The organism is Ruegeria sp. CF4, from assembly GCF_056537345.1.
The window spans coordinates 250,936-276,712 of sequence record NZ_JBQFRJ010000005.1; the positions used below are offsets into that span (position 1 = coordinate 250,936).

The 25,777-nt window shown below is 57.0% G+C and carries 24 protein-coding genes; 9 read left to right on the plus strand and 15 right to left on the minus strand.

Going from position 1 to position 25,777, the window contains the following annotated elements; translation table 11 throughout:
* The first annotated feature begins 1 nt into the window (after position 1).
* The 8 genes from ACR0NF_RS13490 (at position 2) to ACR0NF_RS13525 (ending at position 7,511) form a co-directional block, all read left to right on the plus strand.
* Positions 2 to 1,051, plus strand: coding sequence for an ester cyclase (locus ACR0NF_RS13490; protein ID WP_480471997.1), 1,050 nt, complete (start codon positions 2 to 4; stop codon positions 1,049 to 1,051).
* The gene (locus tag ACR0NF_RS13495; RefSeq protein ID WP_480778411.1) at positions 1,051 to 1,815 is read left to right on the plus strand and encodes an SDR family NAD(P)-dependent oxidoreductase; all 765 of its coding nucleotides are present in this window, start codon (positions 1,051 to 1,053) and stop codon (positions 1,813 to 1,815) included. Before ACR0NF_RS13490 ends, ACR0NF_RS13495 begins: the two co-directional genes overlap by 1 nt.
* Positions 1,812 to 2,828: a LacI family DNA-binding transcriptional regulator gene (locus ACR0NF_RS13500; RefSeq protein WP_480472896.1), complete on the plus strand. Its 1,017-nt coding sequence runs from the start codon at positions 1,812 to 1,814 to the stop codon at positions 2,826 to 2,828. The genes ACR0NF_RS13495 and ACR0NF_RS13500 overlap by 4 nt, the downstream gene beginning before the upstream one ends.
* The gene (locus ACR0NF_RS13505) at positions 2,825 to 3,796 is read left to right on the plus strand and encodes a nuclear transport factor 2 family protein (RefSeq protein ID WP_480471999.1); all 972 of its coding nucleotides are present in this window, start codon (positions 2,825 to 2,827) and stop codon (positions 3,794 to 3,796) included. The genes ACR0NF_RS13500 and ACR0NF_RS13505 overlap by 4 nt, the downstream gene beginning before the upstream one ends.
* Positions 3,797 to 3,947: 151 nt before the next feature.
* Positions 3,948 to 4,910, plus strand: coding sequence for a cupin domain-containing protein (locus ACR0NF_RS13510; protein WP_480472000.1), 963 nt, complete (start codon positions 3,948 to 3,950; stop codon positions 4,908 to 4,910).
* A gap of 77 nt (positions 4,911 to 4,987) precedes the next feature.
* Positions 4,988 to 6,109 (plus strand): cobalamin-independent methionine synthase II family protein, encoded by a 1,122-nt coding sequence (locus tag ACR0NF_RS13515; RefSeq protein ID WP_480472001.1) that lies wholly within the window; start codon positions 4,988 to 4,990, stop codon positions 6,107 to 6,109.
* Between the two features lie 9 nt (positions 6,110 to 6,118).
* Complete coding sequence (locus ACR0NF_RS13520) at positions 6,119 to 6,823, plus strand: alpha/beta fold hydrolase (RefSeq protein ID WP_480778412.1); 705 nt, start codon at positions 6,119 to 6,121, stop codon at positions 6,821 to 6,823.
* Entirely contained in the window at positions 6,816 to 7,511 is a 696-nt protein-coding gene (locus tag ACR0NF_RS13525) for an RraA family protein (RefSeq protein ID WP_480472003.1), read from the plus strand. The genes ACR0NF_RS13520 and ACR0NF_RS13525 overlap by 8 nt, the downstream gene beginning before the upstream one ends.
* A 40-nt stretch (positions 7,512 to 7,551) precedes the next feature.
* On the opposite strand, the gene ACR0NF_RS13530 is transcribed toward ACR0NF_RS13525, so the two are convergent.
* The 14 genes from ACR0NF_RS13530 to ACR0NF_RS13595 form a co-directional block, all read right to left on the minus strand.
* Entirely contained in the window at positions 7,552 to 8,556 is a 1,005-nt protein-coding gene (locus ACR0NF_RS13530; protein ID WP_480778413.1) for a LacI family DNA-binding transcriptional regulator, read from the minus strand.
* A gap of 5 nt (positions 8,557 to 8,561) precedes the next feature.
* Positions 8,562 to 9,731 carry a dihydrodipicolinate synthase family protein gene (locus ACR0NF_RS13535; RefSeq protein WP_480778414.1) on the minus strand — a complete coding sequence of 390 codons (1,170 nt, stop codon included), beginning with the start codon at positions 9,729 to 9,731 and terminating at the stop codon, positions 8,562 to 8,564.
* Between the two features lie 4 nt (positions 9,732 to 9,735).
* Positions 9,736 to 10,044, minus strand: a complete 309-nt coding sequence (locus tag ACR0NF_RS13540; RefSeq protein WP_480778415.1) for a Dabb family protein — start codon at positions 10,042 to 10,044, stop codon at positions 9,736 to 9,738.
* Entirely contained in the window at positions 10,041 to 11,633 is a 1,593-nt protein-coding gene (locus ACR0NF_RS13545; protein WP_480778416.1) for a GMC family oxidoreductase, read from the minus strand. The genes ACR0NF_RS13540 and ACR0NF_RS13545 overlap by 4 nt, the downstream gene beginning before the upstream one ends.
* A 16-nt stretch (positions 11,634 to 11,649) precedes the next feature.
* Positions 11,650 to 12,408, minus strand: a complete 759-nt coding sequence (locus tag ACR0NF_RS13550; RefSeq protein WP_480668003.1) for a 3-ketoacyl-ACP reductase — start codon at positions 12,406 to 12,408, stop codon at positions 11,650 to 11,652.
* Positions 12,405 to 13,895 carry a GMC oxidoreductase gene (locus ACR0NF_RS13555; RefSeq protein ID WP_480668002.1) on the minus strand — a complete coding sequence of 497 codons (1,491 nt, stop codon included), beginning with the start codon at positions 13,893 to 13,895 and terminating at the stop codon, positions 12,405 to 12,407. Before ACR0NF_RS13555 ends, ACR0NF_RS13550 begins: the two co-directional genes overlap by 4 nt.
* The gene (locus ACR0NF_RS13560; protein ID WP_480668001.1) at positions 13,892 to 15,004 is read right to left on the minus strand and encodes an ABC transporter ATP-binding protein; all 1,113 of its coding nucleotides are present in this window, start codon (positions 15,002 to 15,004) and stop codon (positions 13,892 to 13,894) included. The genes ACR0NF_RS13555 and ACR0NF_RS13560 overlap by 4 nt, the downstream gene beginning before the upstream one ends.
* A 6-nt stretch (positions 15,005 to 15,010) precedes the next feature.
* Positions 15,011 to 15,892, minus strand: coding sequence for a carbohydrate ABC transporter permease (locus ACR0NF_RS13565; protein ID WP_068340098.1), 882 nt, complete (start codon positions 15,890 to 15,892; stop codon positions 15,011 to 15,013).
* Entirely contained in the window at positions 15,892 to 16,785 is an 894-nt protein-coding gene (locus ACR0NF_RS13570) for a carbohydrate ABC transporter permease (protein ID WP_480472011.1), read from the minus strand. The genes ACR0NF_RS13565 and ACR0NF_RS13570 overlap by 1 nt, the downstream gene beginning before the upstream one ends.
* A gap of 100 nt (positions 16,786 to 16,885) precedes the next feature.
* The gene (locus tag ACR0NF_RS13575) at positions 16,886 to 18,136 is read right to left on the minus strand and encodes an ABC transporter substrate-binding protein (protein WP_480472012.1); all 1,251 of its coding nucleotides are present in this window, start codon (positions 18,134 to 18,136) and stop codon (positions 16,886 to 16,888) included.
* A 58-nt stretch (positions 18,137 to 18,194) separates the two neighbouring features.
* Positions 18,195 to 19,718: an aldehyde dehydrogenase family protein gene (locus ACR0NF_RS13580; RefSeq protein ID WP_480778417.1), complete on the minus strand. Its 1,524-nt coding sequence runs from the start codon at positions 19,716 to 19,718 to the stop codon at positions 18,195 to 18,197.
* Positions 19,719 to 19,721: 3 nt separating this feature from the next.
* A complete protein-coding gene (locus ACR0NF_RS13585) occupies positions 19,722 to 20,489 on the minus strand; it encodes an enoyl-CoA hydratase/isomerase family protein (RefSeq protein WP_480472014.1) in 768 nt (255 codons plus the stop codon).
* Positions 20,486 to 22,057, minus strand: coding sequence for an acyl CoA:acetate/3-ketoacid CoA transferase (locus ACR0NF_RS13590; RefSeq protein WP_480472015.1), 1,572 nt, complete (start codon positions 22,055 to 22,057; stop codon positions 20,486 to 20,488). Before ACR0NF_RS13590 ends, ACR0NF_RS13585 begins: the two co-directional genes overlap by 4 nt.
* Positions 22,057 to 23,058 carry a Gfo/Idh/MocA family protein gene (locus ACR0NF_RS13595; protein ID WP_480472016.1) on the minus strand — a complete coding sequence of 334 codons (1,002 nt, stop codon included), beginning with the start codon at positions 23,056 to 23,058 and terminating at the stop codon, positions 22,057 to 22,059. Before ACR0NF_RS13595 ends, ACR0NF_RS13590 begins: the two co-directional genes overlap by 1 nt.
* Positions 23,059 to 23,493: 435 nt before the next feature.
* On the opposite strand from ACR0NF_RS13595, the gene ACR0NF_RS13600 reads away from it, so the two are divergent.
* The gene (locus ACR0NF_RS13600; RefSeq protein ID WP_480778418.1) at positions 23,494 to 24,429 is read left to right on the plus strand and encodes a LysR family transcriptional regulator; all 936 of its coding nucleotides are present in this window, start codon (positions 23,494 to 23,496) and stop codon (positions 24,427 to 24,429) included.
* A 178-nt stretch (positions 24,430 to 24,607) separates the two neighbouring features.
* On the opposite strand, the gene ACR0NF_RS13605 is transcribed toward ACR0NF_RS13600, so the two are convergent.
* A complete protein-coding gene (locus ACR0NF_RS13605; protein WP_480472018.1) occupies positions 24,608 to 25,600 on the minus strand; it encodes a helix-turn-helix domain-containing protein in 993 nt (330 codons plus the stop codon).
* Positions 25,601 to 25,777 lie beyond the last annotated feature (177 nt).

Consider the following 25,777-nt stretch of genomic DNA (forward strand, 5'->3'; position numbering starts at 1 on the left):
CATGTCCATCCACATGACGAACCGCGAATTTCTGGCACCGATGCGGATGGCGTTATACGACTGGGACGACGCGGCCATTCGGCGCGCGTTGGACACGCTCTGTTCTCCGGATGCGGTGTTCCATTGCTGTCATCCTTTCGGCGATCAGATCGGACCGGCAGCGTTTTTCGACAACGTTCTGACCCCGTTGCGACACGCATGGCCTGACGCCGAAAGGCGCGAATGGCTGATCATGGCTGGCGAAGATGAGCACGGCAACAACTGGGTCGGCTGCGGCGGGCACTACGTTGGCACCTTTGTGGGTCCATTGCTGGATATCCCGCCTTCGGGTCACTTGGTTCATATGCGGTTTCACGAGTATTACTGCATCGTGGACGGCAAAATCACCGAGATGCAGATGATCTGGGACTTGCCCGAGGTGATGATGCAGGTCGGTGCCTGGCCGATGGCTCCATCGCTTGGGGCCGAGATCTTTATTCCCGGCCCCGCAACGAGTGATGGCCTGTCTCACGGACCGCATGCTGAAGCTGACAGCAAAGCCAGCCGCGACCTGATCGTGGATATGCTGGACCACATGAAACGGCATCCGTCGCAGGGCGGGCCCGAAGTGATGGAGATGTCGCGATTCTGGCATGAGAACATGAATTGGTACGGCCCGGCCGGAATCGGTACCTGCCGGGGCATTCTAGGGTTCCGCAACTGGCACCAGATCCCCTTCCTTTCCGGCATGCCGGATCGCGGGCAGTATCTGGACGAGATCACCTATCACTTCTTTGGCGACGGTCCCTACGTCGCTGTCACGGGATGGCCCGACATGGTGCAAACAGTCACACATGACGGGTGGTTGGGCATCGCACCATCTGGCAAGAAAATCACCATGCGCAGCCTCGACTTCTGGCGGATCGCCGATGGGCGCATTCGCGAGAACTGGGTCATGGTCGATATACTGGACGCTTATCGGCAATTGGGGGTGGACGTCTTCCGACGTTTGCGCGAGTTCAATAAGGCCCGTGTCCCGGGCCGCGTGCCCTTCCCAGTTGGAGATATCTGATGAACTTGCCCCCTGCACCGTCCTTTCGCCTAGATGGCAAACGCGCCCTTGTGGCCGGAGCCTCCTCGGGCATCGGACTGGCCTGCGCCACCGCATTGGCCAGCCATGGGGCAGAGGTAACACTGGCTGCGCGGCGCGAAGACAAATTGACCGATCTTGCCGACGCTTTCGCAGCAAAGGGCTGGAATGCAAACACACTTGCCTTGGACGTAGCTGACATCGCTGCAACCGAGGCTGCTGTGGGCACTAACGGTCCGTTTGACATCCTGATCAACTCAGCAGGTATCGCCCGGCACAGCCCGGCGCTGGAAACCTCCGAGGCTGATTTTGATACGGTCAGCGATCTGAATTTCAAAGGGGCCTACTTTCTGACCCGCGCGGTGGCGCGCGACCTGATCGCGGCGAAAAAATCCGGTAGCCTGATCAACATCACCAGCCAGATGGGCCAGGTTGGCGGCATTGATCGCGCGGTCTATTGCGGTACCAAACACGCGGTCGAAGGATTTACCAAAGCTATGGCCATCGAATGGGGGCCACTGGGCATCCGCGTAAACACGCTCGCACCAACCTTCATCCGCACGCCTTTGGGGGAACAAACACTGGCCATTCCTGAAAGACGGGCCTGGATCGAGGAAAAAATCAAGCTTGGCCGCGTGGGCGAGCTCAGTGACATCACCGGTGCTGCCCTCTACCTGGCGTCGGATGCCTCAAGCCTTGTCACCGGCACTTCCTTGTTGATCGATGGCGGATGGACGGCAGACTGATGGCAGAGAAAGTTACATCCTTCGACGTTGCCCGCCTTGCGGGTGTCAGCCAATCAGCGGTAAGCCGAGTGTTCACCCCCGGTGCTTCAGCATCAGCCGCAACGCGCAAGAAAGTCAAAAGAGCCGCCGAAGAACTTGGGTATCGACCCAATACGCTGGCGCGAGCAATGATCACCGGAAAAAGCCGGATCATCGGCGTGGTTGTGGCCTATCTTGAGAACCAGTTCTATCCAATGGCACTGGAATACCTCGATCGAGCGCTGAAGGAGCGCGGCTATCATATCCTGCTGTTCATGGCCAAGAATGACGAAAGCGTACCCAAGATCGTCGAGGATCTGCTGTCTTTTCAGGTCGACGGCATCATCACAGCCTCGGTCGACATGTCCAACGATATCGCCAAGCGTTGCGACGACGCAGGTATCCCTGTGGTCATGTTCAATCGGGGCCAGGTTTCCGGTAATCTGGCACAGGTCACATCAGACAACATACAGGGCGGGCGCACTGTCGCGCATTTCCTGGCGGGCGGTGGCCATAAGAAGATTGCGCACATCTCAGGCTGGCAGGAGTCCTCGACAGGTGTGGATCGCATGCGGGGGTTTGTGGACGGACTGAAAGAGCACGGCCTTGAACCATTCGCAATCGAAGACGGCAAGTACAATCAGGAAACCGCCTCGACCATCGCGCGCAAGCTGTGCAGCGCTTCGGATCGGCCCGACGCGATATTTGTCGGCAATGACCACATGGCGTTTGCCGTTATGGATACTGTTCGGTTCGAACTTGGCCTGTCTGTTCCTGGTGACATTAGCGTCGTCGGCTACGACGACGTGCCTATGGCCGCCTGGCCGGCCTACGACTTGACGACCATCAGGCAACCAATCAACCAAATGGTTTCTGCCACAGTCGATGTTCTTCTGTCGCGCATCGAGGATGGCACCGCATCTGAGACCATTCAAATACCCGGCCCGCTGAAAATGCGCGGTTCGGCCCGAAAACCAAAGGGCTTTACCCCATGACCTATGCGAACAAATGGAAAGACTTTCCGGACTACATTCTCGGGATCACGAAAGAGATCTGGGAAGATCGCGGAACTGAGACGTTAAACCGCTATTATGCGCCTGAGATCCCGGTGCGCACCCCGATGGGTATCAGCCATGGCAATCAGACTGTGATCGCATCAACGATGGCGACCTGCCATGAATTCCCGGATCGCCAGCTATACGGTGAAGATGTAATCTGGTCCCACTCGGATGAACACGGTCACTTGTCCTCTCACCGGCTTCTAACAACTGCGACCCATCTGCAGGATGGTCAGTTCGGGAAAGCCAGCGGCAAGAAGTGGGTGGTCCGGGTGATCGCGGATTGCGCAGCAAAAGGCGAAACGATCTATGACGAGTGGTTGGTGCGCGATTATGGCGGACTTGTACGCCAACTAGGTCTGGAGCCCGAGGATTATACACGCGACCTGATCGCCTCAGAAGGCGGTCCGGAAAAGGCGAGCCGCCCCTTTTCGCCTGAGATTGATGTGGACGGTGGCTATCACGGGACCGGCAACAACAACGAATGGGGCGCACGCTATGCCGAGACGCTGACGCGCATCATGGACAAGGATTTCAACCATATTCTTGCTGATTATGATCGCGCCGTGATCGGTGAGTACGCTGGTTCAAAACAAGCCATTGGACGCGAAGCGGTCAGCGAGTTCTGGATTGGTCTGCGGTCCTCGTTCCCGAATGCGACGTTCAAAATCCACCATCAGATCGGCATGGACGGCGATATGATGCCGCCAAGAGCTTCGGTGCGCTGGTCTTTGGACGGCACCCACGATGGTTGGGGCGCTTTCGGTCGGCCAACTGGGGTCAAAGTACACGTGATGGGCATGTCCCATGCAGAATACGGCCCATGGGGCCTGCGTCGGGAATTCAGCCTCTATGACGAAGTTGCAATCTGGAAACAGATCCTACTGCAAACTGGAGATGTCTGATTGATCCAGGCGGGTGCATATCTCGATGCCAGCCAAGCCGCGAAGCGCTTTCACGCGCACCGTGCGAGCCTGCGCGCGCGGCGGTTGAACAACCGACCTCCGGGACATGGGGTTTGATCCCACAAACCCCCGAAACCAAGGAGATAGCATCATGAGCACCATCCAAAACCGCATCGTTCGCTATGGCGAGCTTCAGCCCTGTAAAACCGCCTTTATCGACGCCCACACACCCGGATCGGATCAGAAAGAGAACTTCACCATCGTCGGTGGCGGCGTATCGGAAAGCCCCGACCAGCACGTCCACATTACAGACAAGATCGGCTTTAACATTGGCGCAGCGGGGCAGCCCCCGAAATGCCGAAACTCATTGCACAGTCATACCACGGCCGAGGTCTTCTTTGTCGCCAAAGGCCGCTGGCGGTTCTTCTGGGGCCGTTACGGCACAGCGGGCGAGTTCATCGCCGAGGAAGGTGACATTTTCAACATCCCGACCGGTATCTTCCGCGGGTTTGAAAACGTTGGCCAGGACTATGGAATGATTATGTCGATCCTCGGCGGTGACGATGCGGGCGGAGGGGTGACTTGGGCGCCTCAGGTCATCGAAGACGCACAGGCACACGGGCTTATGCTGGGCGATAACGGAGTGCTTTATGACTCGAAGAAGGGTCAGGAACTGCCGCACAACGTACGACCCATGCCGCTGCTGAGCGACGAACAGCTCAAGGAATATCCCGAGGTTCCTGTCGAAGATGTGGTCGGAAAATACGTCGCGCGCTATTGGGACTTGATGGCGCTTGCCGCCGACAAACCCGCTATTGTGATCGGCGAGAATGGGATCATAAGGGACAAACCCGGGTTTGAGGTCGATTTCCTGACCCGCGGCTCCAGCGTGGATACTCTGGTCGAAGCTGTGAAGCCGGTGGTCCTTATGCCTGCCATCGGCCATTGGCGGATCGCTATCAACGATGTGGTGACCACTTTGTCCGGTGGCGACACCGCGCTGGTTCTGCCCGGCGAACGCTACAGCGTGGCACCCTCGATGACAGGCCAGGCGGGTTTGTATCGCATCACCGCAACGGATGATCCAGCGGGCGCGACCTGGATCGGCATTTGACCCACCGGGCGGTGGTCGGAAGAAAGCCGGTCCCGCCCGATGAGACTGCCACAAGGAACAAGACTGAGGAGACGAAGATGACCCGAGTTCTGACAACCCATGTGGGCAGCCTGCCACGCACGCAGGAAGTGGTGGACTTCATCTTTGCCCGCGAACGCGGGGAGTCTTATAACACGCACGCTTTCGATGCTTGTATTACCGCCGCTGTCTCAGAGACGGTCAAACAGCAAAAGGATGCCGGGATCGATATTGTCTCAGACGGTGAGACCTCAAAGATCAGCTATGCGACTTATGTGAAAGATCGTTATACCGGCTTTTCGGGCGATAGCCCCCGCAATGCCCCAGCCGATCTAAAAATGTTCCCGAGTTTTCTGCAGCGGCTGGCCGATGCGGGCGGAACACCTCAATACGCGCGCCCCATGTGCACGGGCGAGGTCCGATCCAAAGGGCAGGATGAACTGCAGAAGGACATCGCCAACCTCAAAAGCGCGATGGCGGAACACGGGATTAAGCGCGGCTTCATGAACGCCGCCAGCCCCGGCGTGATCTCACTATTCCTGCAGAACGATTTCTACAAATCGCGCGAAGCTTATCTGGCCGCACTCGCCAATGCGATGAAAGAGGAATATGAGACCATCGTGGCCGCTGGTCTGGACCTGCAGTTAGATTGTCCGGATCTGGCCCTGTCGCGGCACATGTTGTTCACTGAATTGTCGGATGATGAGTTCATCAAAGTGGCGCAGATGCATGTCGATGCACTGAACCACGCGCTCTCGGATGTGCCGGCTGAAAAGGTGCGCGTGCACATTTGCTGGGGTAACTACGAAGGTCCGCATCTGTGCGATATCCCGATGTCCAAGATGTTTGACACTCTGATGGCGACCAAATCGCGCTATGTTCTGTTTGAAACATCAAATCCGCGCCACGGGCACGAATGGACAGTGTTCCGGGATCGCAAAGCGGATATCCCGGATGACAAGGTGCTGGTGCCCGGGGTCGTCGACACCACGACGAATTTTGTTGAGCATCCGGAACTTGTGGCCCAACGTATCGCCAGATTTACGGACATCGTCGGAGCCGAACGAGTCATCGCAGGTAGTGATTGCGGCTTTGGCACCTTTGCCGGGTTCGGTGCCGTTGATCCTTCCATTGCCTATGCCAAGCTTGCTGCCCTGTCGGAAGGCGCCGCGTCCGTTTAGGGAAAAGAGATGACTCCACTTGTTCTGCTGCCAGGCATGATGTGTGACGCCCGGCTTTTTGCACCTCAGATCGAAGCGCTCTCGGCCGAACGTGCTGTATCGGTGCCTGAACTGTCGGGTAGCGATACGATGGCCGGGCTGGCTGCGCAAATCCTCGCGACCCAGCCGGAACGGTTTGCGCTGGGCGGTTTGTCCATGGGTGGCATTGTCGCCATGGAGATCGTGCGGCAAGCGCCCGACCGCATTGTCGGACTGGCGCTGATGGACACAAACCCGCTCGCAGAATTGCCCGAAGTCCAGGCACGCCGTGGACCTCAGATGGAAGCTGCGCGTGCCGGACGGCTTGAAAATGTGATGCGGGACGAGATGAAACCCAACTATCTCAGCGATGGTGAAAACCGGGCCGAGATACTGGATTTGTGCATGGAGATGGCGCTGGAGCTCGGACCGGATGTCTTCTGCGAGCAGTCAATCGCATTGCGCGACAGGCCCGATCAAACCGCAACGCTGCGCGGTTTCGACAAACCTGCGTTGGTACTGTGCGGACGCGGAGACAAGCTTTGCCCGATCTCTCGCCATGAGTTGATGCACGATCTGCTACCGCGATCCGAGCTGGTTATCATCGAGAATGCAGGGCATCTGCCGACACTTGAGAAATCGGTTGAAACCACGCAGGCCCTGCGCCGCTGGCTGAAGGATGTTGACGATGAATGATGAATTGCTGACTCTATTGAAATCGGTAGATACACCGACCGTCTGCAACGCGATCGAGGTCGCCCAAGGCGGGCGCGGTTTCGACCAGTTCACGCGTGGCACTGTACTGTGCAGCGACCCAGATGCCGGAGCAGTCGTCGGATATGCCCGCACGGCCAAGATCGCGGCTGTCGAACCCCCATCTGAGCCCGTCGATATCATAAAAACCCGCCGCATGGACTATTACCGCCACATGGCCGAAGGCCCCCGCCCCGGTATCGCGGTCGTCGAGGATGTGGATGGCGAAAACGCCATTGGTGCCTATTGGGGTGAAATCAACACCACCATTCACAAAGGCTTTGGCCTGTCCGGCGCGCTGACCAATGGCGTGATGCGTGATCTGGGTGACCTGCCCGAGGGGTTCCCCGTCATCGCCGGCTCTGTGGGGCCCAGCCACGCATTTGTTCATGTCCGCGAAATCGGCACTCCGGTCACCGTGTTCGGCATGATGGTTGAAGATGGCGATCTGATCCACGCCGACCGTCACGGTGCATTGGTGATCCCTGAGAAAGACATCCCTAGGCTGGCCGATGCGATCCACAAACTGCTTGAGACCGAAAAGCTGGTGTTGGAACCTGCCCGCGCCGAAGGGTTCGACTTTGCCGCGTTCGAAGCCGCCTGGTCCGCATTCGAAAAGGCGCGCACCTGATCTGCTTGGTGACAGCGCCCAATTTCTGAACTTTCCCGGCTCAAGAACCGCGCGTCGTCTGCCTGAGTACGAGCCGTACCGGTGTACGCAGGCAAGGTTGGGGTTTGGTTGTGCCCTGTAGCCAGCCAACAATCATATCGGCAATCTTCTCTCCAAACCCATGAACACCGCAATGCACTGTGGAGAGCGCAGGCCAATACTCCGAAGCCTCTGCGATGTCGTCAAACCCGATCATCTGAAAATCCGCACCAATCTGTCTTTGGGCTTCGTGACAGGCGTTGATCATCCCGAATGCAACGAGATCATTGAAACAAACTGCTGCGTCGCAATCTGGCTGATCTGCGAACAGCTGAACGGCCGCGGTATGCCCAAACACGCGGCTGCTGCGGCCAGTTAATACGAGCGGGGCCAGACCGTTTTCTTCCATCACTTCCAGGTATCCAGAATACCTTTCATGAGTAACCTTACGCCCTTCCAACCCGCCGACAAACGCAATTTTCTTTGCCCCGGTTTCAATGAGGTGTCGCGTCGCGATGCGCCCGCCTTCGGTATAGTCCGGCGCAATGAATGGGAAAGTTTTTGTGTTGCTCTCGACCTGACGCAGGACTTGCATCAGAGGTATGCCCGCCCGTTCAACGGCGGCAAATGTTCGGGATACATCCCCATAAGCCGGGGACACGATCAAAGCCGACACGCCATGTTCCAGCATCGCGCCAATGACCTGATCCTGAAGCGCGGGGTCTTCATTGGTGTTGGCTACGACCACCGCATAGCCACGAGAGCCCAACGCCATCTGCAATGATGTCGCAAACTCCGTGAAGAACGGGTTGGTCAGATCGTTGATCACCAAACCAATGAGAGCGGTTCCGGTCGAGCGCAGATTTGCAGCCGACCGGTTATAGACATAACCGATCTCTTTCATGGCAGCGTGCACCAGCGTCCGGGTTTCGGACTTCACCTGAGCGCTGCCTTGCAGGACAAGACTGACCGTCGATTTCGAAACGCCTGCCTTTCTGGCCACATCTATGATCGTCGGTCTTCGCATTCAGATTATTGTTCAACTCCGTGCAGGTTCAGCAACGTGATCATCCGTGCTTTAGCCAGTTCCGGATCCGAGAGCAAACCAGCCCTGTCCGCAAGCCGGAAGACCTCTGCATAGTGGCAAATGTCACGACTGGACTGGAAACCGCCGGGCATGACAAAGTGAGACTGCGCGCCGTTCAGCCAGGCCAGATAGGCGATCCCAGCCTTGTAGAACTGAGTCGGTGCTTTGAAAATCTCGCGACTCAGGGGCACCGTCGGCGCAAACAACGCCTGATAGCGGTCCATTTCACCCAATGCGAGCGCCTCAAGTGCCTGACTTGCCGCCGGTGCAATCGCCGCGAAGATACCAAGCAAAGCGTGCGAGAAATGCGTACCATCTCCGGCGATCAGGTCGGCATAGTTAAAATCGTCACCAGTATAGAGGCGCACGTTGGGCGGAAGCCGGGTGCGAAAGGCTTCTTCATGGGTCTGATCCAGCAGAGATATCTTGATCCCGTCTACTTTGTCCGGATTTTCATTGATCAGGTTCAGAACAAAATCGCTGGCCGCTGCGACGTTCCTGTGGCCCCAATAGCCCATTAGCGCTGGATCAAACATATCTCCCAACCAATGCAAGATCACGGGCTCAGCCGCCCCATCGATCAACGCCCGATAGACGTCATGATAGATCTGTGGCCCGGCATCAATTGCCGGGAAAGCACGCGATGCCATCAGGATCAACTGGCCGCCTACGGCCTCGATCGCTTCGGCCTGATGCTCATAGGCGGACAAAATCTCACCCGCAGTGTTCAGCGCGCTCAGCGGTAGATGATCGGTCCCTGCCCCGCATGCAACACGGGGCGACAACGGGTGCGCACGGGCCGCCTGCATCGTGCGCTGAATTAGCTCCAGCGCAGTTTCCCAATCGACGCCCATGCCCCGCTGCGCCGTGTCCATCGCTTCGGCCAGCCCCAGACCCTGATCCCAAAGCCCTTGTCGGAATTGCAGCGTGGCATCCCAATCCACTGCGGGGCGTCCATCCCAGGGGTTCCGCTCGGCCAGCGGGTCCGAGACCACATGCGCGGCGGCAAAGGCCGTGCGTGTCAGCGGCACTTTAGGCGCACGTGGCACCAATGGCGTTCCGCTCAGAGTGTACGGCTGTAGTTGCCCGTCAAGATTTGGCAGTATCAGAGTCATCGCCTCACACCTCCAGATCCAGCACCAGAATGCCGTCGATCCCGCCGACGGCATTTTCGACTAGCTGTGCGCTCAACGCCTTGTGGGCTTCATTGTTTTGATAGGTTTCAAGCGCCGCCCAATCTTCAAAATCGATTACGAAACCGTGCATATAGCCGCGCTCAATCTGTTCAGGACTTTCACTGCGGCCACCGGTAAATCCGCTTGCGCCTGGCAGGGTCTCGGACAGGTCTGCGAGCCCTGCGTAGATTGTTTCAACGGTCTCTTCCGTGACATCAGGGCGGAACTTGGTCAGTACGATATGGCGGATCATTGTAAGATACCTTGATCTTGTTTGATCATGTCAGCGGCTTTCTCGCCGATCATGATGGTCGGGGCGTTGGTGTTCGAAGAATTGACTGTCGGCATGATCGAGGCATCCGCAACACGAAGCCCTTCGATCCCATTAAACCTCAAACGCGGATCCAATACCGCCTCGGCATCTCTGCCCATACGACAGGTGCCTGCGCAATGGTGCGAGGTTTTGGAATGCGCGCAGATGAAGTCGAAATATTCCTGTTCGGTCTGCACACCCGGCCCCGGAAGACGCTCGGCCAAGATATATGACTTCAGCGCGTCCTGCGCGAGGATGTTCTGCACCAGTTTCAGGCCTCGAATGGACATCTCGCGATCATAAGGATCGGCCAAATAGTTGGGGTCGATCAAGGGCATCGCCGCAGGGTCAGCGCTTTGCAATCGCACGGTACCGCGTGAGCGGGGCCGCAGGAAGCAGGCATTCAGCGTGACGCCACCGTTTGGCATGGCCTCGACACCCGCTTCGATGCCGGTGCCAAGGCCTAGATGCATCTGGATATCCGGGGATCGGGCATCGGGATCAGCATACCAGAAACCACCCGTTTCAAAGAGACTTGAAGCGACCGGGCCTTTCCGGGTGAAGATGTATTGCAACCCGGCCAGGGCCGAGAGATGCAGCTTGGCAAATCGGTCATAGGTATGCGGTCCGGTAACCTCACAGATCGAATAGAGATCCAGATGATCCTGAAGGTTCGCGCCAACCTGCGGTTGGTCATGGATCGTGTTTATACCAAGGCTTTCCAGATGGTCAGCCGGACCAATCCCCGATAGCTGCAGCAAACGCGGCGATCCGATGGCACCCGAGGATAGAATGACTTCTTTCGCGGCGGTGATCCTGTCGCCACTCATCATTTCGACGCCAATCGCATGACCCTTGTCCACCATGATACGACGGACCTGAGCCCCGGTGCGCACGGTCAGGTTGGATCGACTACGGTTCGGTGCGATAAAGGCCATCGCAGCGGACGAGCGCCGCGCATTGCGCTGGGTCAATTGGTAATACCCTGCACCGTCCTGCTTTGCGCCATTTACGTCCCGCGTTTCGGGAATGCCGAGCTGCCCAGCGGCTTTGATATAGGCATCGCAAATCGGCAGAGGTGCTGCCGGCATCGACACACCCATCGGCCCGCCCTTGCCATGGAAGTCGTTGTCATAGGTATCGTTGTCCTCGGACTTCTTGAAATAGGGCAGCACGTCGGCATAGCTCCAGCCCTCGCACCCCATTTGCCGCCAGTCGTCGTAATCCTGCGCTGCCCCGCGCGTATAAATCTGCGCATTGATCGCAGAACCGCCCCCGATGACCTTGGCTTGAGTATAGTTGAAGACCTTGTTCTGCATATGTTTTTGCGGAACGGTGGACCAGCCCCAGCTGCCAATGCCCTTGGTCATCTTGGCAAAACCAGCCGGCAAGTGAAAAAACGGGTGGCGGTCCGTCGATCCGGCCTCGAGCAGCAATACTTTCGCTGCAGGCTCTTCGGACAGGCGCGCGGCAATGACCGAACCGGCCGAGCCGCCCCCGATGACAATGAAATCATACCCTTCAGACATTCTGATGTGTCCTGATCTAAAGACGTGGAATTGACAGGCCACCATCCACCGCAATGGTGGTGCCGGTGGAAAAGTGCATATGCCCCTGAACAAGCGGTATGACGACGGACCCGATATCTTCGGGCACGCCCCAGCGCGCTGCAGGAACCAGACCGCCTTCGATCCGATCGGTGTATGTGTCACGGACACCCGCCGTCATCTCGGTGGCGATGATACCGGGTCGCAGCTCAAAAACTCCGATCCCGTGGGGCGCAAGGCGAACGGAAAAAAGCTGCGCCATCATCGCAGCGGCCGCCTTTGATACGCAATATTCAGCGCGTTCGATTGAGACCATCGTGGCGCTGACCGAGGTCACGAATATGATCGAGCGATAGATGTCCTGCGGCAGCTCCAACATGCGCCGCGCCACCTCTTGCGCCAGAAAGAATGCGCCGCGCGTGTTGATATTCTGGACGAAGTCCCAATTCTCGGGCTTAAGATCCAGCATGTCACCGCGCACAGGTGCACCGACGCCTGCATTGTTGATCAGCGTCGTGACAGGACCCGCTTCAGCCTCGATCTGATCCAGCAGTGCCGGAACGCGCGAGATGTCAGACACGTCATGCTGAACATAGAAAGCGTTTGCGCCAAGCTCGGTCAAAGCCTCCTGCACCACCGGTGCGTCAATCGCATACTGTGAAGCCAACGCCACCTTGTACCCAGCCGCAATCAACGCGCGTGAGATACCAAGACCAATGCCTTGCTGCCCCCCTGTGACCAAGGCGATTCCGGTCATGCTGCGAACTCCGTCTCGATGATGTGACGGCCCGCTCGAAGTGCCAGTGCAGCAATGGTCAACGCCGGATTTACCGCAGCAGATGTCGGCAGCACCGAGGCATCAACGATGAACAGGTTCCTGTGGTCGTGACTGCGGCAGTAGATGTCAACGACACTGCCTTTCGGGTCCGCCCCCATACGCGCCGTGCCGCATTGATGAGAAGGTGTTCGGCGATCAAAGGGCCGCGATAACACAATCGGGAAACCCGCCCTCCGCAGATGGGATTTCAGTCTCTTAACTAGTGCTTCATGCGCAGCCCAGTTCGACCGTTTCCAGTCGAGACAGATTTGACCCCGGTTAATTGTTACGCGGCTTTCTGGGTTTGGCAGATCTTCAGACATCGCATAGAAATCAAAGCTTCTGTTCGCGATCAGGTTTGCAATCAGACCCGGCAAACGGGTCTGCGCCGCTAGAATGGGGCCCGTGATCTTGCCCAGCATCTGGATATTACCGAGCGGGAAGCCACCCTTGCCATCACCATTGTAATAATCATTGAACATCAGTGTTTTCTGATAGATGGCCCGGTTCCTGCGAAATGGATGCAGGGCAAGCACGGCTGAACAATTATGGTTCATAAAGTTCCGTCCCACCTGATCCGAGCGGTTTGCCAGACCCGTCGGACAATTTTCATTGGCAGAATTCAACAACAGGGCTGCGGATTGCACCGCCCCTGCGGACAACACGACCAATGGGGCCGCAAACGTACCCTGCCCCTCGACCTCAACACCGGTTATCTGTCCGTCGTCTCCGGCGATCAGTTTTTGGGCAGATGCTTTGGTCAGAAGATCGACATTCTTGTAGGTCAGAGCCTGCGCAAGCGCCCGCGTTTCCGCATCCATCTTGCCACCGCAAGTGTTTGGAAACGCATCCCATGTGGTTTGGCCCGCGGCGAGCCATGTTTCGATATCCACGCCCAAAGGGACAGAGGATGGCGTCAACCCGCAACGGCGCAAGCTATCCCGCAAATCCGCGATGTCTGCCTCATCCGGCACCGGAGGGTGCGGATAGTTCGCGCTATGCTCGGGCTCGGTTGGATCTTCATCAGTCGTTCCATGCACATCGTAGAGCTGTTCAGCAGCCGTATAGTCGGCCTCCAGCTCCTCGTAGGAAATCGGCCAGCCGGGGGCTTCACCTCCCATATGCTGACGGCGCTGAAAGTCCTCCTTCCGATACCGTATCAAAGCGGCTCCGTAGAACTTGGAGTTGCCGCCGACGCGATAGTAGTTCCCAGGGTTGAACGGCCGACCCTCTCCGTCAAGCCAGGTCTCGTCCGGACGAAAACAGCCATCACCAAAAATCGCTTTTGGATCCCGATCCTGAGGCGAGGGGCGTAGATGCTCCCCTCGCTCAAGGATCAGAATGCGGCGACCCGACGGGGCCAGCGCAGCAGCGAGCGTTGCCCCGCCAATCCCGGACCCGATGATTATGATGTCGGCTTGTGTCACAGGGCGATCCGCATCTCGCTTTCAGGATCAAAGGCCACCGCCTTTTCCATGTTTACGGCAAAGGGGAAGTCCTGACCCGGTGCCACCTCGGCATCCGAGCGCATCCTTGCAATCACGTCTTGCCCTCCAAGTGTCATCGACACAAAGGTGTCAGAGCCTGCGGGTTCCGTAACAACAATCCGATTGGTCATCTGCGCGATGTTCGTCGATTTACGATCTGCGCCATCCATGTCGGTAATCGTCTCTGGACGAATGCCCAGCAGAATCTCACGCCCATCCCATGCAGACAGGTTATCCTGGCTGAAAGGCAGTTGCGCCATTGACCCGTCGTGCAAAGCAACCTCGGCATGCGGACGACCGTTCAGAACAGCCACTTTCGCAGGCACCACGTTCATCGCAGGTGAGCCCATGAAGGTCGCCACGAAGATATTTGCGGGGGCGTCGTAGATCTCCTGGGGCGTACCCAGCTGTTGCACGTACCCGCCATTCATGACCGCGATGCGGCTGGAAAGAGTCATCGCCTCGATCTGATCATGGGTGACGTAGACGATGGTTGTGCCAAGGTTCTGATGCAGCTTCTTGATCTCAGTCCGCATATCGACACGCAACTTGGCGTCGAGGTTGGACAGCGGTTCGTCGAACAGGAACACATCCGGATTCCGCACCAACGCCCGCCCCATCGCAACCCGCTGGCGCTGTCCGCCGGAAAGCTGACCGGGCTTTCGATCAAGTAACTGCTCGATCTGCAACAACTTGGCGACCTCTTGCATCGCCTTGTCCCGTTCAGGTTTCGGAACGCCATGCATCTCCAACCCGAAGGTGATGTTCTGTCCGACCGTCATGTTCGGGTAAAGCGCGTAGCTTTGGAACACCATTGCAATGTTACGATTGGAGGGGTGCACCCCGTTCATCACCTGATCCTTGATGCGAATTTCTCCGCTGGTGATCTCTTCGAGCCCTGCAATCATGTTCAGCAAAGTCGACTTGCCACAGCCCGAGGGGCCGACAAGCACAAGGAATTCCCCTTCCTGCACCGAGATATCGACTTTGTGCAGAACTTCGACCGACCCATAGGATTTGGTCGCATTATCTATGTCCAGAAAACCCATCAGGTCTTATCCTTTCACCGAACCCGCCATCAGGCCGCGGACGAAATATCGACCGGCCACGATGTAGACGAGCAGAGTTGGCATGGCGGCCAGAATGGCGCCTGCGAAATGAACGTTGTATTCTTTCACACCGGTTGACGACTGCACCAGATTGTTCAGCGCCACCGTCATCGGCTGACTATTTGCATCCGCAAAAGACGCACCAAACAGGAAGTCATTCCAGATATTGGTGAACTGCCAGATGATCGACACCACGGCGATCGGCCCGGAACTGGGCAGCAGGATGCGCCAGAAGATCTGGAAGAAGCCCGCGCCATCGATCTGCGCCGCCCGGATCAATTCGGTCGGGAACACGGCGTAGTAATTACGGAAGTACAGCGTGGTGAAACCTATCCCGTAAACCACGTGGACCAACGCGAGACCCCAGGTCGTGCCCGCCAAACCGATGATGCCTAGCATCCGTGCCATTGGGATCAGGACGATCTGAAATGGGATGAAGCAGGCAAACAGCATCAGGCCAAACAGGATGGTGTCATACTTGAAGCGCCATTTGGTCAGCACATAACCGTTCAGAGCTCCGAGGATGGTCGAGACGATCACGGCCGGAACCACCATCTTGATCGAGTTCCAGAAATAGGGCTTCAACCCGGTTGGATCGACTCCGATCTGAGCCGAGGACCAGGCCTTCAGCCAGGGTTCTATCGTGAACACCTGCGGCAGGTTCATCATGCCACCGCCGGTGATCTCTTCCAACGGTTTGACCGAGTTCACCAGCATCACATAAAGCGGCAGCAGATAGAACAGACCGAACAGCAGCAGCACCAGATAGATCAGCGTGCGCGTGACGCGGCCCGTGCGAATTGCGGTATCCTGAGTTGCCTGAGACATCAGCGTTTCTCCCGCAGTTCTGCATACAGATAGGGGATCATGATCGCTGCAATGGTCATCAACATGATCGTGGCAGAGGCCGCGCCGATCCCCATCTGGTTCCGCGTGAAGGTGTAGGAATACATGAACGTCGCAGGCAGTTCGGTTGCACGGCCCGGCCCACCTCCGGTCAGGGCGATTACAAGGTCAAAGGTCTTGATCGCGAGGTGGCTGAGAATAACGAAGGCCGACAGGAACGCGGGTCTTAGCTGGGGGATGATGATCCGACGATAGAGGTTCCAGTTCGAGGCCCCATCCATCTGTGCTGCCCGCAGAATTTCGTTGTCGATGCCGCGCAGACCCGCAAGGAACATGGCCATAACGAAGCCACTGGTCTGCCAGACCGCCGCCAGAACGACGGTATAAATCGCATAATCACGGTTCTTGATCCAATCGAACTCGAAACTGGTCCAACCCCATGTGTGCATCACGTTCTCAAGACCGATGCCGGGGTCGAGGAACCATTTCCAGGCGGTGCCTGTGACGATGAAGCTCAGCGCCATGGGGTATAGATAAATCGGACGCAGCAGCCCCTCACCACGGATTTTCTGATCGAGGAAGATTGCCAGCCCAAGCCCGATGCAGGTGCAGATCACGATATAGAGGCTCGCAAAGATCCCCATATTGATCAGCGAGGTCTCCCAATGGCTCAACCGCCACAGCTTGTCGTAGTTCTCCCAACCGACCCAGCCGAAGGTTGGCAGGATGCGGCTGTCTGTGAATGACAGATAGACCGAAAACAGAATGAAGCCGTAGACAAAGACCAGCATCATCGCCAGCGATGGTGACAGGACCAGCTTGGGTATCCAGTTCTGAAGGCGTGTCTTGAAATCCGCGTCGGCTGAAGCAGCCATGGCGCGCCCTCCTCGTTCGAGTGCAAAAGATCGGAGCGTTCACGCCCCTAAGGTGACAGGGCGGCTGCACCGCCGCCCCATCGGGAGGATCACGTTAGGATCACTTGGCAATCGAAACAGCGTCGACCAACTCGACCACTGCCGTTTCACTGTCATATTCGCCGTTGAAATGGGCGGTGACCACGTCATAGACCGCGTTCTTCACCGAAGCAGGCGCTGCGTGACCATGCGCCATCGAGCCGAACAGATTGCCCGATGATGCAGCCGCAGCCAGATCCTTCATGCCCTGCTGTCCGCAGGCATCCAGATCACTGCCATCCACATCCGTACGCGCAGGCACCGAGCCTTTGACCTTGTTGAACGCAATCTGGAACGACGGCGACAGGATCGCGCTGGCCAAGGCGGCCTGTTCAGCCGAAACCGAGCCACCCTGATCGAACATCATGAACTGGTCGGCGTTGAAGGTGACCTGATCCTGCGTGCCGGGGAAACGGAAGCACAGGAAATCCTCGCCCGGGACTTTACCCGCGCCCAGGAACTCACCTTTCGCCCAGTCGCCCATCATCTGGAAACCGGCCTCGCCATTGATGACCATCGCCGTTGCAAGGTTCCAGTCGCGGCCCGAGAAGTTCTCGTCAACGTTGTCGCGAATAAAGGCCATGCGGTCGAAGGCCTCTTTCATAGCGTCACCACCCAGAGTTCCTTCGTCCAGATCGATGAACGCTGCTTTGTAGCCGTCTGGGCCAAGCGTGGACATCGCCACCGCATCAAAGATGGTCGCATCCTGCCAGGCCTGACCGCCATGTGCGATCGGGGTGATACCAGCGGCTTTCAGCGCTTCGACAGCGGCCACAAACTCATCCCAATTGGTTGGTTGAGCGATACCATTGGCATCCAGAACAGCCTTGTTGGCCCATACCCAGTTAGTCGAATGCACGTTGACCGGTGCCGCAACCCACTTGCCGTCATGCTTGGCAAAAGCCTTGAGCGCGTCCGGAACGACATCGTCCCAGCCTTCCTGGGCCGCAACATCGTTCAGATCCGCCAACGCGCCCTGACCGGCCCAGTCCAGAATGTCAAAACCCAGTGCCTGCACGGCTGTGGGTGCGTTTCCGGCTGTGACACGGGCACGCAGAACGGTCATGGCTTGCTCACCACCGCCACCGGCGACGGGCATGTCGGTCCAATCGATGCCCTGTCCAGACAGGTCATCTTTCAGCACATTCAGCGCCGCAGCTTCGCCGCCCGACGTCCACCAGTGCAGAACTTCAACCTCTTCTGCCTGAGCAAGGCTGGTCGTGCAAAGCAGACCGGCGACGATCAGAGATTTGGTCTTCAGTAGATTACGCATTCTTGTTTCCTCCCTAAATGCGATCTTCCTTGGCGGGCCCCTTTTGCGGCACCCCGTCTTAGTCTTGTGACACCCATGGCGCACGACTGTTGCCGATACGCATGACCACTGATTTTACCTCGAAAAATTCCTCGAACCCGTAACGTCCGATTTCCCGCCCCTGCCCGGATTGTTTGAAGCCACCGAACGCAAGTTCGGGAAAGCCGTCCATCCAGGTGTTGGTCCAGACCGTTCCCGTTTCTGCACGACGGGCGAATTCCAGGCAGGTGTGAACGTTTTCGCTCCAGACCCCTGCCGACAGACCGTAAGCGCTATCATTGGTCAGAGTGATGGCTTCGTCCAGTGTTTTGAACGTCAGCACCGATAGGACCGGGCCAAATACCTCGTCCCGAGCGATGGGCATTTCCGGCGCGACGTCTGAAATTACCGTCGGTTGATAGAATTGATCGCCCAGACCCTCGACCTGAAGCGGAGCGCCGCCCAACGCGATGGTCGCGCCAGCGTCTTTCGCCGCTTTGACATAGGCGTCGATCTTCGCGTTATGTTCGGGTGTCACAATCGCGCCGACCTGTGTCGTCGGATCCAGCGGATCACCAAATTTAACTTTGCGAGACAGGGCGACAACTCGGTCTCGAAACGCCTCGGCAATGTCTTCATGCACGATGATCCGACTGCTGGAATTGCAGCATTGGCCGACATTGAAATAGACACCAAATACAACAGCATCTGCGGCAGCTTCCAAATCCGCATCGGGAAAGATCACCTGCGGGTTTTTACCACCAAGTTCCAGCGCCACTTTCTTGAGCGTGCCAGACGCGACAGCGCTGATCGTCTTACCCACGGCGGTCGAGCCAGTGAAGCTGACCATATCCACACAGTTATGGCTGGACATCACGCTGCCGACCGGAACGCCATACCCCAACACGATATTGCAAACGCCTGCTGGCAGACCGGCCTCAATCAACAATTCACCCAGCATCAGAGTTGTCGAAGGCGTCATCTCAGAGGGCTTCACCACCACGGTGCAACCCGCAGCCAGCGCAAATGGCAGCTTTTGGCTGAGGATCCAGAACGGGAAATTCCAGGGCGTGATGATTGATACGACACCAATGGGCTCTTTCAACACCACACCCATCATGTCTTCGCCCAACGTGTTGTGGCTGTCGCCATGCGTGCTGCGCGCCAGTGAGGCCGCATAGCGCCAAAGGTCTGCCGCACCGCCAACCTCGCCTTTCGATTGGCTGATCGGTTTGCCGCTCTCCAGCGTTTCAATCACTGCAATGCGGTCAACGTTTTGCTCGATCAAATCGGCGATCTTGAGCAACACGGTCGCACGTTCTTTGCCAGAAGCGCGGCTCCAGACACCACTGTCAAAGGTCTGACGCGCGGCTTTGATGGCGGCTTCTGTTTCCGCCTCGCCACCCAAAGCCGAACGGCTCACCACATAACCATGTGAAGGTGAACACCTCTCGAAGGTTTCGCCCGAGGCGCTGTCCAGCCATTCGCCGTTGATCAGATGACGACCCTCGAACAGCGCAGGCATGTCAAAGGGAATGGCAGGGTTGATCGTCAGGTCTTTCATTCGTTACAGGCCCGAAAATTGAGGGTTACGTTTTTCCATGAAGGCCGCCACACCTTCTTCGCGATCCGCAGACGCGGCGATGGCGGCGCTACCCAAAGCTTCGACAACCGCATGAGTGTCCTCACCCACCGCAGCGTGGATCATGTTTTTTGAGATCTCTGTTGCGCGAGGCGAAAGGTCGGTCAGCTCGGCCGCGATCTCAAGCGCGCGTGACTGCGCATCCTCGGCGATCTCGGCGGCGTATCCCAGTGCAACAGCCCGGTCGGCACCAATACGGCGTCCAAACAAAGCCATCTCTTTCACTGCACTTTCGGAAATCAAACGCGTCAATCGCTGTGTCCCTGACCAGCCGGGTACAATTCCGACCCGTGCTTCGGGCAAGGCAAGCGTCGCGCACGGCGCTACCAGCCGCAGGTCGCAACAGCTGGCCAGTTCGAGTCCCCCACCGAAGGCGTGACCGTTTATCGCTGCGATGGTCGGCTTGCCGATCCGGGCAAGACGATCAAAAATGCGATGCCCGTCCCGTACCCAGTGTCGGGCGAACTCAGCCGGGCTCAGACCACCCCAGGCGCCAATGTCTGCCCCACAACAAAATGCTTTCTCACCTGCCCCGGTCAGAACAAGCGCACGAATAAAGGTATCACGCTCGACCTCCTGTAGCCGGACCTCTAATGCCTCAAGCATCTCAACGGTCAACGCGTTCAGCTTTGCAGCGTTGTCCAGTGTCAGGACAGCCGTTGTACCTTCAATATGAAAGCTGATCCCGCTCACAGCTTCATCCCCATCGGGCCATCCAAGAACAGCGATTTAGGCATTTGTATCGCGTTCTCAGCAACTTTGACGCGACCTGCTGAGGCAGCGATAATGTCGCGCTCGGCGTTGATGCCCGGCATGATCTCTGTCGCTACCAGGCCTGTGTCGGCAAGGCGGATCACGCAGCGCTCAGTAACGTAAAGCACGTCCTGCCCGGTTTCGCGCGCACGACGACCAGAGAAGGTGACGTGTTCGACCTGATCAACCATCTTGGTGAATTTGCCGGGCGTTGCGACGTTGATACCATCTTCGGTCAGCTCAATCCCGGCGCCCGCCTCAAACCAGCCCGAGAACACGATCTTCTTCGCCCGCGCCGTAATGTCGACGAAACCACCGCACCCAGCCGTCAGATAAGGTTTTTTTCCAAGCTTCGAGACATTCACATTCCCTTCGACATCCACCTCAAGGAAGGACAGGAACGACATATCGAAACCGCCACCCTGGAAATAGATGAACTGCTGCGGTGACGGCACATAAGCATGGGCGTTTGAGGCACAGCCAAACGCGAAACCTGTCAAAGGCACCCCACCAACAGCGCCTTGTTCAATCGCCCACGTGACCGCCTGAGGGTGCCCCTCTTCAAGCAGGATACGCGGAACCATGGCGCTGATGCCAAACCCCAGATTAGCGCTCATACCGGATCTGAGTTCTTGGGCGGCCCGGCGGGCGATGATCTTCTCAACCCCGTGCTCTGCCAGTGAAAAACTGCCCCACGGGCGCATGACTTGACCGGAAATCGCAGGATCATATGGTGTTTCGGTGGTCTGTTTCTGGTCGGGGTCTTCCACGACGAGATCGACCAGATGCCCTGGCACACGAACATCATGCGGGCACAGACTGCCCGCAGCCGTCACACGCTGGACCTGAGCGATCACCAACCCACCATGGTTGCGCACACAAATTGCCTGTTCGAGTCCGCCCAGATACGCGCCTTCATGTTCATAGGTGAGATTGCCGAACTCATCGGCGGTGGTCGCTCGCAGGATGCAGACGTTGGGGTTGATATTCGGGAAATGCAGCCAAGTCTGATCGCCAAACTCGGCGCGGGATACAATCGGTGCCGCGGCGCCTTTTGCGTTCATCGCACATCCCTCGCGCACCGGGTCGACGAAGGTATCTAGCCCAACCTGCGTTAACACGCCGGGGCGATGCGCCGCCGCTTCACGATGCATGTCGAACAGAATCCCCGACGGGACATTGTACGCCGCCACCCGATCCTCAACGATCATTTTCCAGATCTCCGGCATCTCAAGACTGGACGGCCCGGACGGATAAGATCCGGCCAACACACGCGCCAGCAGCCCGTCCTGCGCCAGATACTCCATGCCCTTCACGCCATACATATCGCCTGCAGCAATGGGATGGAGCGTCGTGATATCGCGCGGATGCCCATCGGCTTGAAATCTCTGCCCAAGCGCTTTCAGCACCAGATCAGGGCACCCCAGCGCCGAAGAGGAAGAAACCGTAATGACAGCCGCGTCAGGAATACGCGATACGGCCTCGGAAGCGGAACAAAGCTTGGACATCAGAAACCACCGTAATCTATTTCAACACGCCGCCCCGAGACAGCGGCCTCGCGCACGCCGAATGCCACCGATAAGGATTTGACCCCATCTGCGCCATCAGCGGCCGGACGGCCCTGCCCTGCTGCGGCCCCGACGAACTCCGAGACGCCCTGAACGTATAAAGAATGATCTGAGAACGGGATTTCCTCGCGCCCGTTTTCAGTGACCAGCTCAATTTGCCCAACGGGCCTTTGGGTCATCACGCCACGCGCAAAGATCGATCCTTTGGTTCCATGAACCTCAAGACCAGAGCCAGCATGGGGGTGCGTGAAACTCTCATGCGCCATGACCATGGCGCCAGACGGCATAGTCCAGACCGACATGCACGAGTCTTCGACCCCTTGCCCCATCCCAGAGCTAGCCATCTGCGCAACAACAGAAGCAGGGTCCTCACGCAAAAGGAATCGGGTGACATCGGCGTCATGAACAACAATATCGGGTATAACCCCACCGCCAGCATCGGCCGAGTTAATACGCCACCCCTGCAGGTGACCCGGTAGGTGCACAGCGTGATGAATGCGCAGTGACAGAACGTCACCAATACGCCCATCATCGATCAGGTCGCGAATTGCACGATGACTCCCTGAGCAACGCAGGTGGTGATTTGTTCCAAATGCCACTCTGGCCTCATCGGCGGCACGCACCATTTCAACGGCTTCGGCCTGCGTCATGCCCAAAGGTTTTTCACAAAGTACGTGCTTGCCCGCCGCAATAGCGGCCAAAGCCTGCCCGTGGTGCTTTTCATTGGTCGAAGAGATGTAAACCGCCTTAGTACGCGGATCAGTCAGCGCCTCTTTCAGATCGGTGGTTGCGTTGGGAATGTCATGCTCCTGAGCCCAGACCCTCACCCGATCAGACGAATTGCTGACAATCCATCTGACATCGTGGCCGGCCTGCTGGCGCACCGCATTCAGCATATGCTCGGAAGCGATTGTACTCGCGCCAACGAAAATCCAATCCATTTCTCTTCCCCCAACATATGGAACGTTCCAGAATCATTCTTATTGGAACGTTCCATATTTTTCAATACAGGGATTTTCGTTTTTTATGGAACTGCACGGAAGACCCGTGATTATCACTCACATCATGTCGATGAAAACGGCGTTTGCTCAATCACTCGCAGCTAAGCCGCGGGCTTGCATCCCATCAAAGCAACATCTGATTTGTGATCGGGCTAACAAGGAACTCGGTGAGGCGATCATTTAACGCGTCCAGTTTATCTACTCTACATCCGATGCTGCACGCGCCACCAGGCACCAACTATGTCGGAAATCATCGGCTCACTAATCGTTGCTCTGTTCATTGCTTGACCGCCCCAAGATCAGCATTGATCACGACGAACAGAGCGCTGCCCGTTAGGTATTCTCAGATATCGGAGTTGAGTTAAGACAGTCAGCTTGAAACTCGCTTTAATAGAGAAACCCGTTTTATCTGGCTGCACTCCTCGATACATTGAATGGATGTATCGTTACGCCCAAAGCCTTATTGCATTTGTCGCTGTCGGAGAAACAGGCGCATTCGTTAAGGCCGCAAAGCGGTTAGGTGTCGCGCCATCTGTCATCAGCCATCATATCGCGCGACTTGAAGACGAACTTGGAGAAGTCCTGGTTCATCGCACAACACGGAAACTGACTCTATCGGAGAATGGGCGAAACCTGTTCGAAGCTGCGAAACAGGGGTTGGACGGCATCGAACTGGCCCTGGAACAGATTGAAACCGGTTCCGATCATGTCGCAGGCGCGTTGCGAATTGCTTTGCCAGCATTTGTTCCCGATCCCGCGCTCGAATCCAAAGTAATGGAATTTGTTGCTCGCCATCCAAACGTTGCGCTGACGCTGGATTATTCTGACCAGATCAAAGACCTCGTCGAAGAGCGCTATGATCTGGCCATACGGATTGGTGACTTGCCGGATTCCAGCATGACCCGAAAAAAGATCGGGTCTGTTCAGCATATGCTGGTCGCCACACCCGAATTCCTCCTGCGCCATGGCCCTGTTGCTGTCCCCAAAGATCTTGAGCCGCTTCCCTTTGTGTCGATGGGACCAGTGGGTGATGTGTTTTCACTGACACGCAAGCAAGATGTGCAGGAAATAACGCTGAATGTCAGCCAACTCAGCGTCCAAAGCATTTTAGCAGCCAAAGCTGGAACGCTGGCAGGTGTAGGCTTTGGAAATCTTCCGGTAAGTTTGATCTCAGAAGAACTTTCGACCGATCGGTTACAACGCATACTGCCAGAATGGTCTTTACCAAAACTCACAATTCAAGCCGTTTGGACTGGCACCTCGCGGCGTCAAAGCCTTGCGCGGAGATTTGTCGAATTCCTCAACAATTAGCCCCTATACCTCGCCCTTCTCAACCTGATCATCGCCCAAACTTCAACCCTCCATTACCAGTCACCTTGGCAACTTGGAGAGATCGGTTCCGTTTAGCGTTGAAAAGCCCGAACAGGTTTCTTTGTACGCTCCTGGCTTGGGTTCTTTGAAGTGTGAGGGTCCAAAAGGCTAATCGCCGTCAAGCCCGCATGCTGCCAATAAAACGCCGATTTCTGACGCTCTCTGGCCGAGACTTATAGTGCTTGAAGAACGCCCGCGACATCGCTGCCCGCGATGAAAATCCCGTTGCAGATGCAATTTCGATATCCGGCAATTCTGTGTATTTCAGCAGACTACAAGCCCGTTCCAACCGAAGCTCTTTATAAGTCTCCAACAGCTTGGCGCCCGTTTTACAAAGAAACCGTCTTTGAAGCTGACGAACGGATGTACCCACCAAACCTGAAAGCTCGGAGATGCTCAACGGGTCCTCAATGTTGTCCAACATCTTTTCCACTACAAGCGTGACCAGCTTGTCCCCTTGCGCGCGGCGTATCAACCGGTTTGCGACCTGGCTCTCGGATTTCCGGTTTGGTTCGACAAGCCCGATATACCGGCGCAGGGTATCCGCCAGATACTCGCCATGATCCATCGACACGAATTCTGCCAGAAGACGCAATGCGCTCAGGCGCGTATTGGCGCTATGTGTGCGCCCATCCGCCGAGATATGCGTCGCGTTGCCACAATTTCTCAGCCCGCTCTCCAACGCTGCGGCTTCAAAACTCTGATGAATGGCAGCAACTGATCGGTCCGTTCCGCCAGACTGGGTCAGAAGCATAACCGCACCTCCGACGAGAAGAGATCTTGGCGATAGGTTCAAGGCCTGCGAAACCCACGACTTTTCCGTCCCCACCGGTTTCCAGATATTGTCGAAATCGCCCCAGAAGATCGCCATGCGCCCGGCCCAATAGAGTGGCCCACCAACCGAATCTTCGGCCTGGACGCGCAAGGTGACGACATAAGTGTGATTTTCCACCAGCTTGTTTAGCGCGCGGTAGAATTCCAGAACTGTTTCGGCTGAAGCCTTGTCGGCATGGCTGCGCAGAATGACATCGATATGCTGAACACGCTCCCGCGATATACCTGCCGTCTTGGCTCGTCCTGTGTAGTCCTTTCTTACGACGTAGTGTTTCATGATTTCTCCGTCGGTCTTGATGGAGGCAGCCTCTTTCACGGGGCTGCCTCTGGTTTTGGAAATGACCCCCGCCGATTTTGGCGGGGTTTTGTTGTATTATTCTGCGGCTTCTTCGTATTCTGACATGGGGGGGCATGTGCAGATGAGGTTTCTGTCGCCGTAAGCGTTGTCGACGCG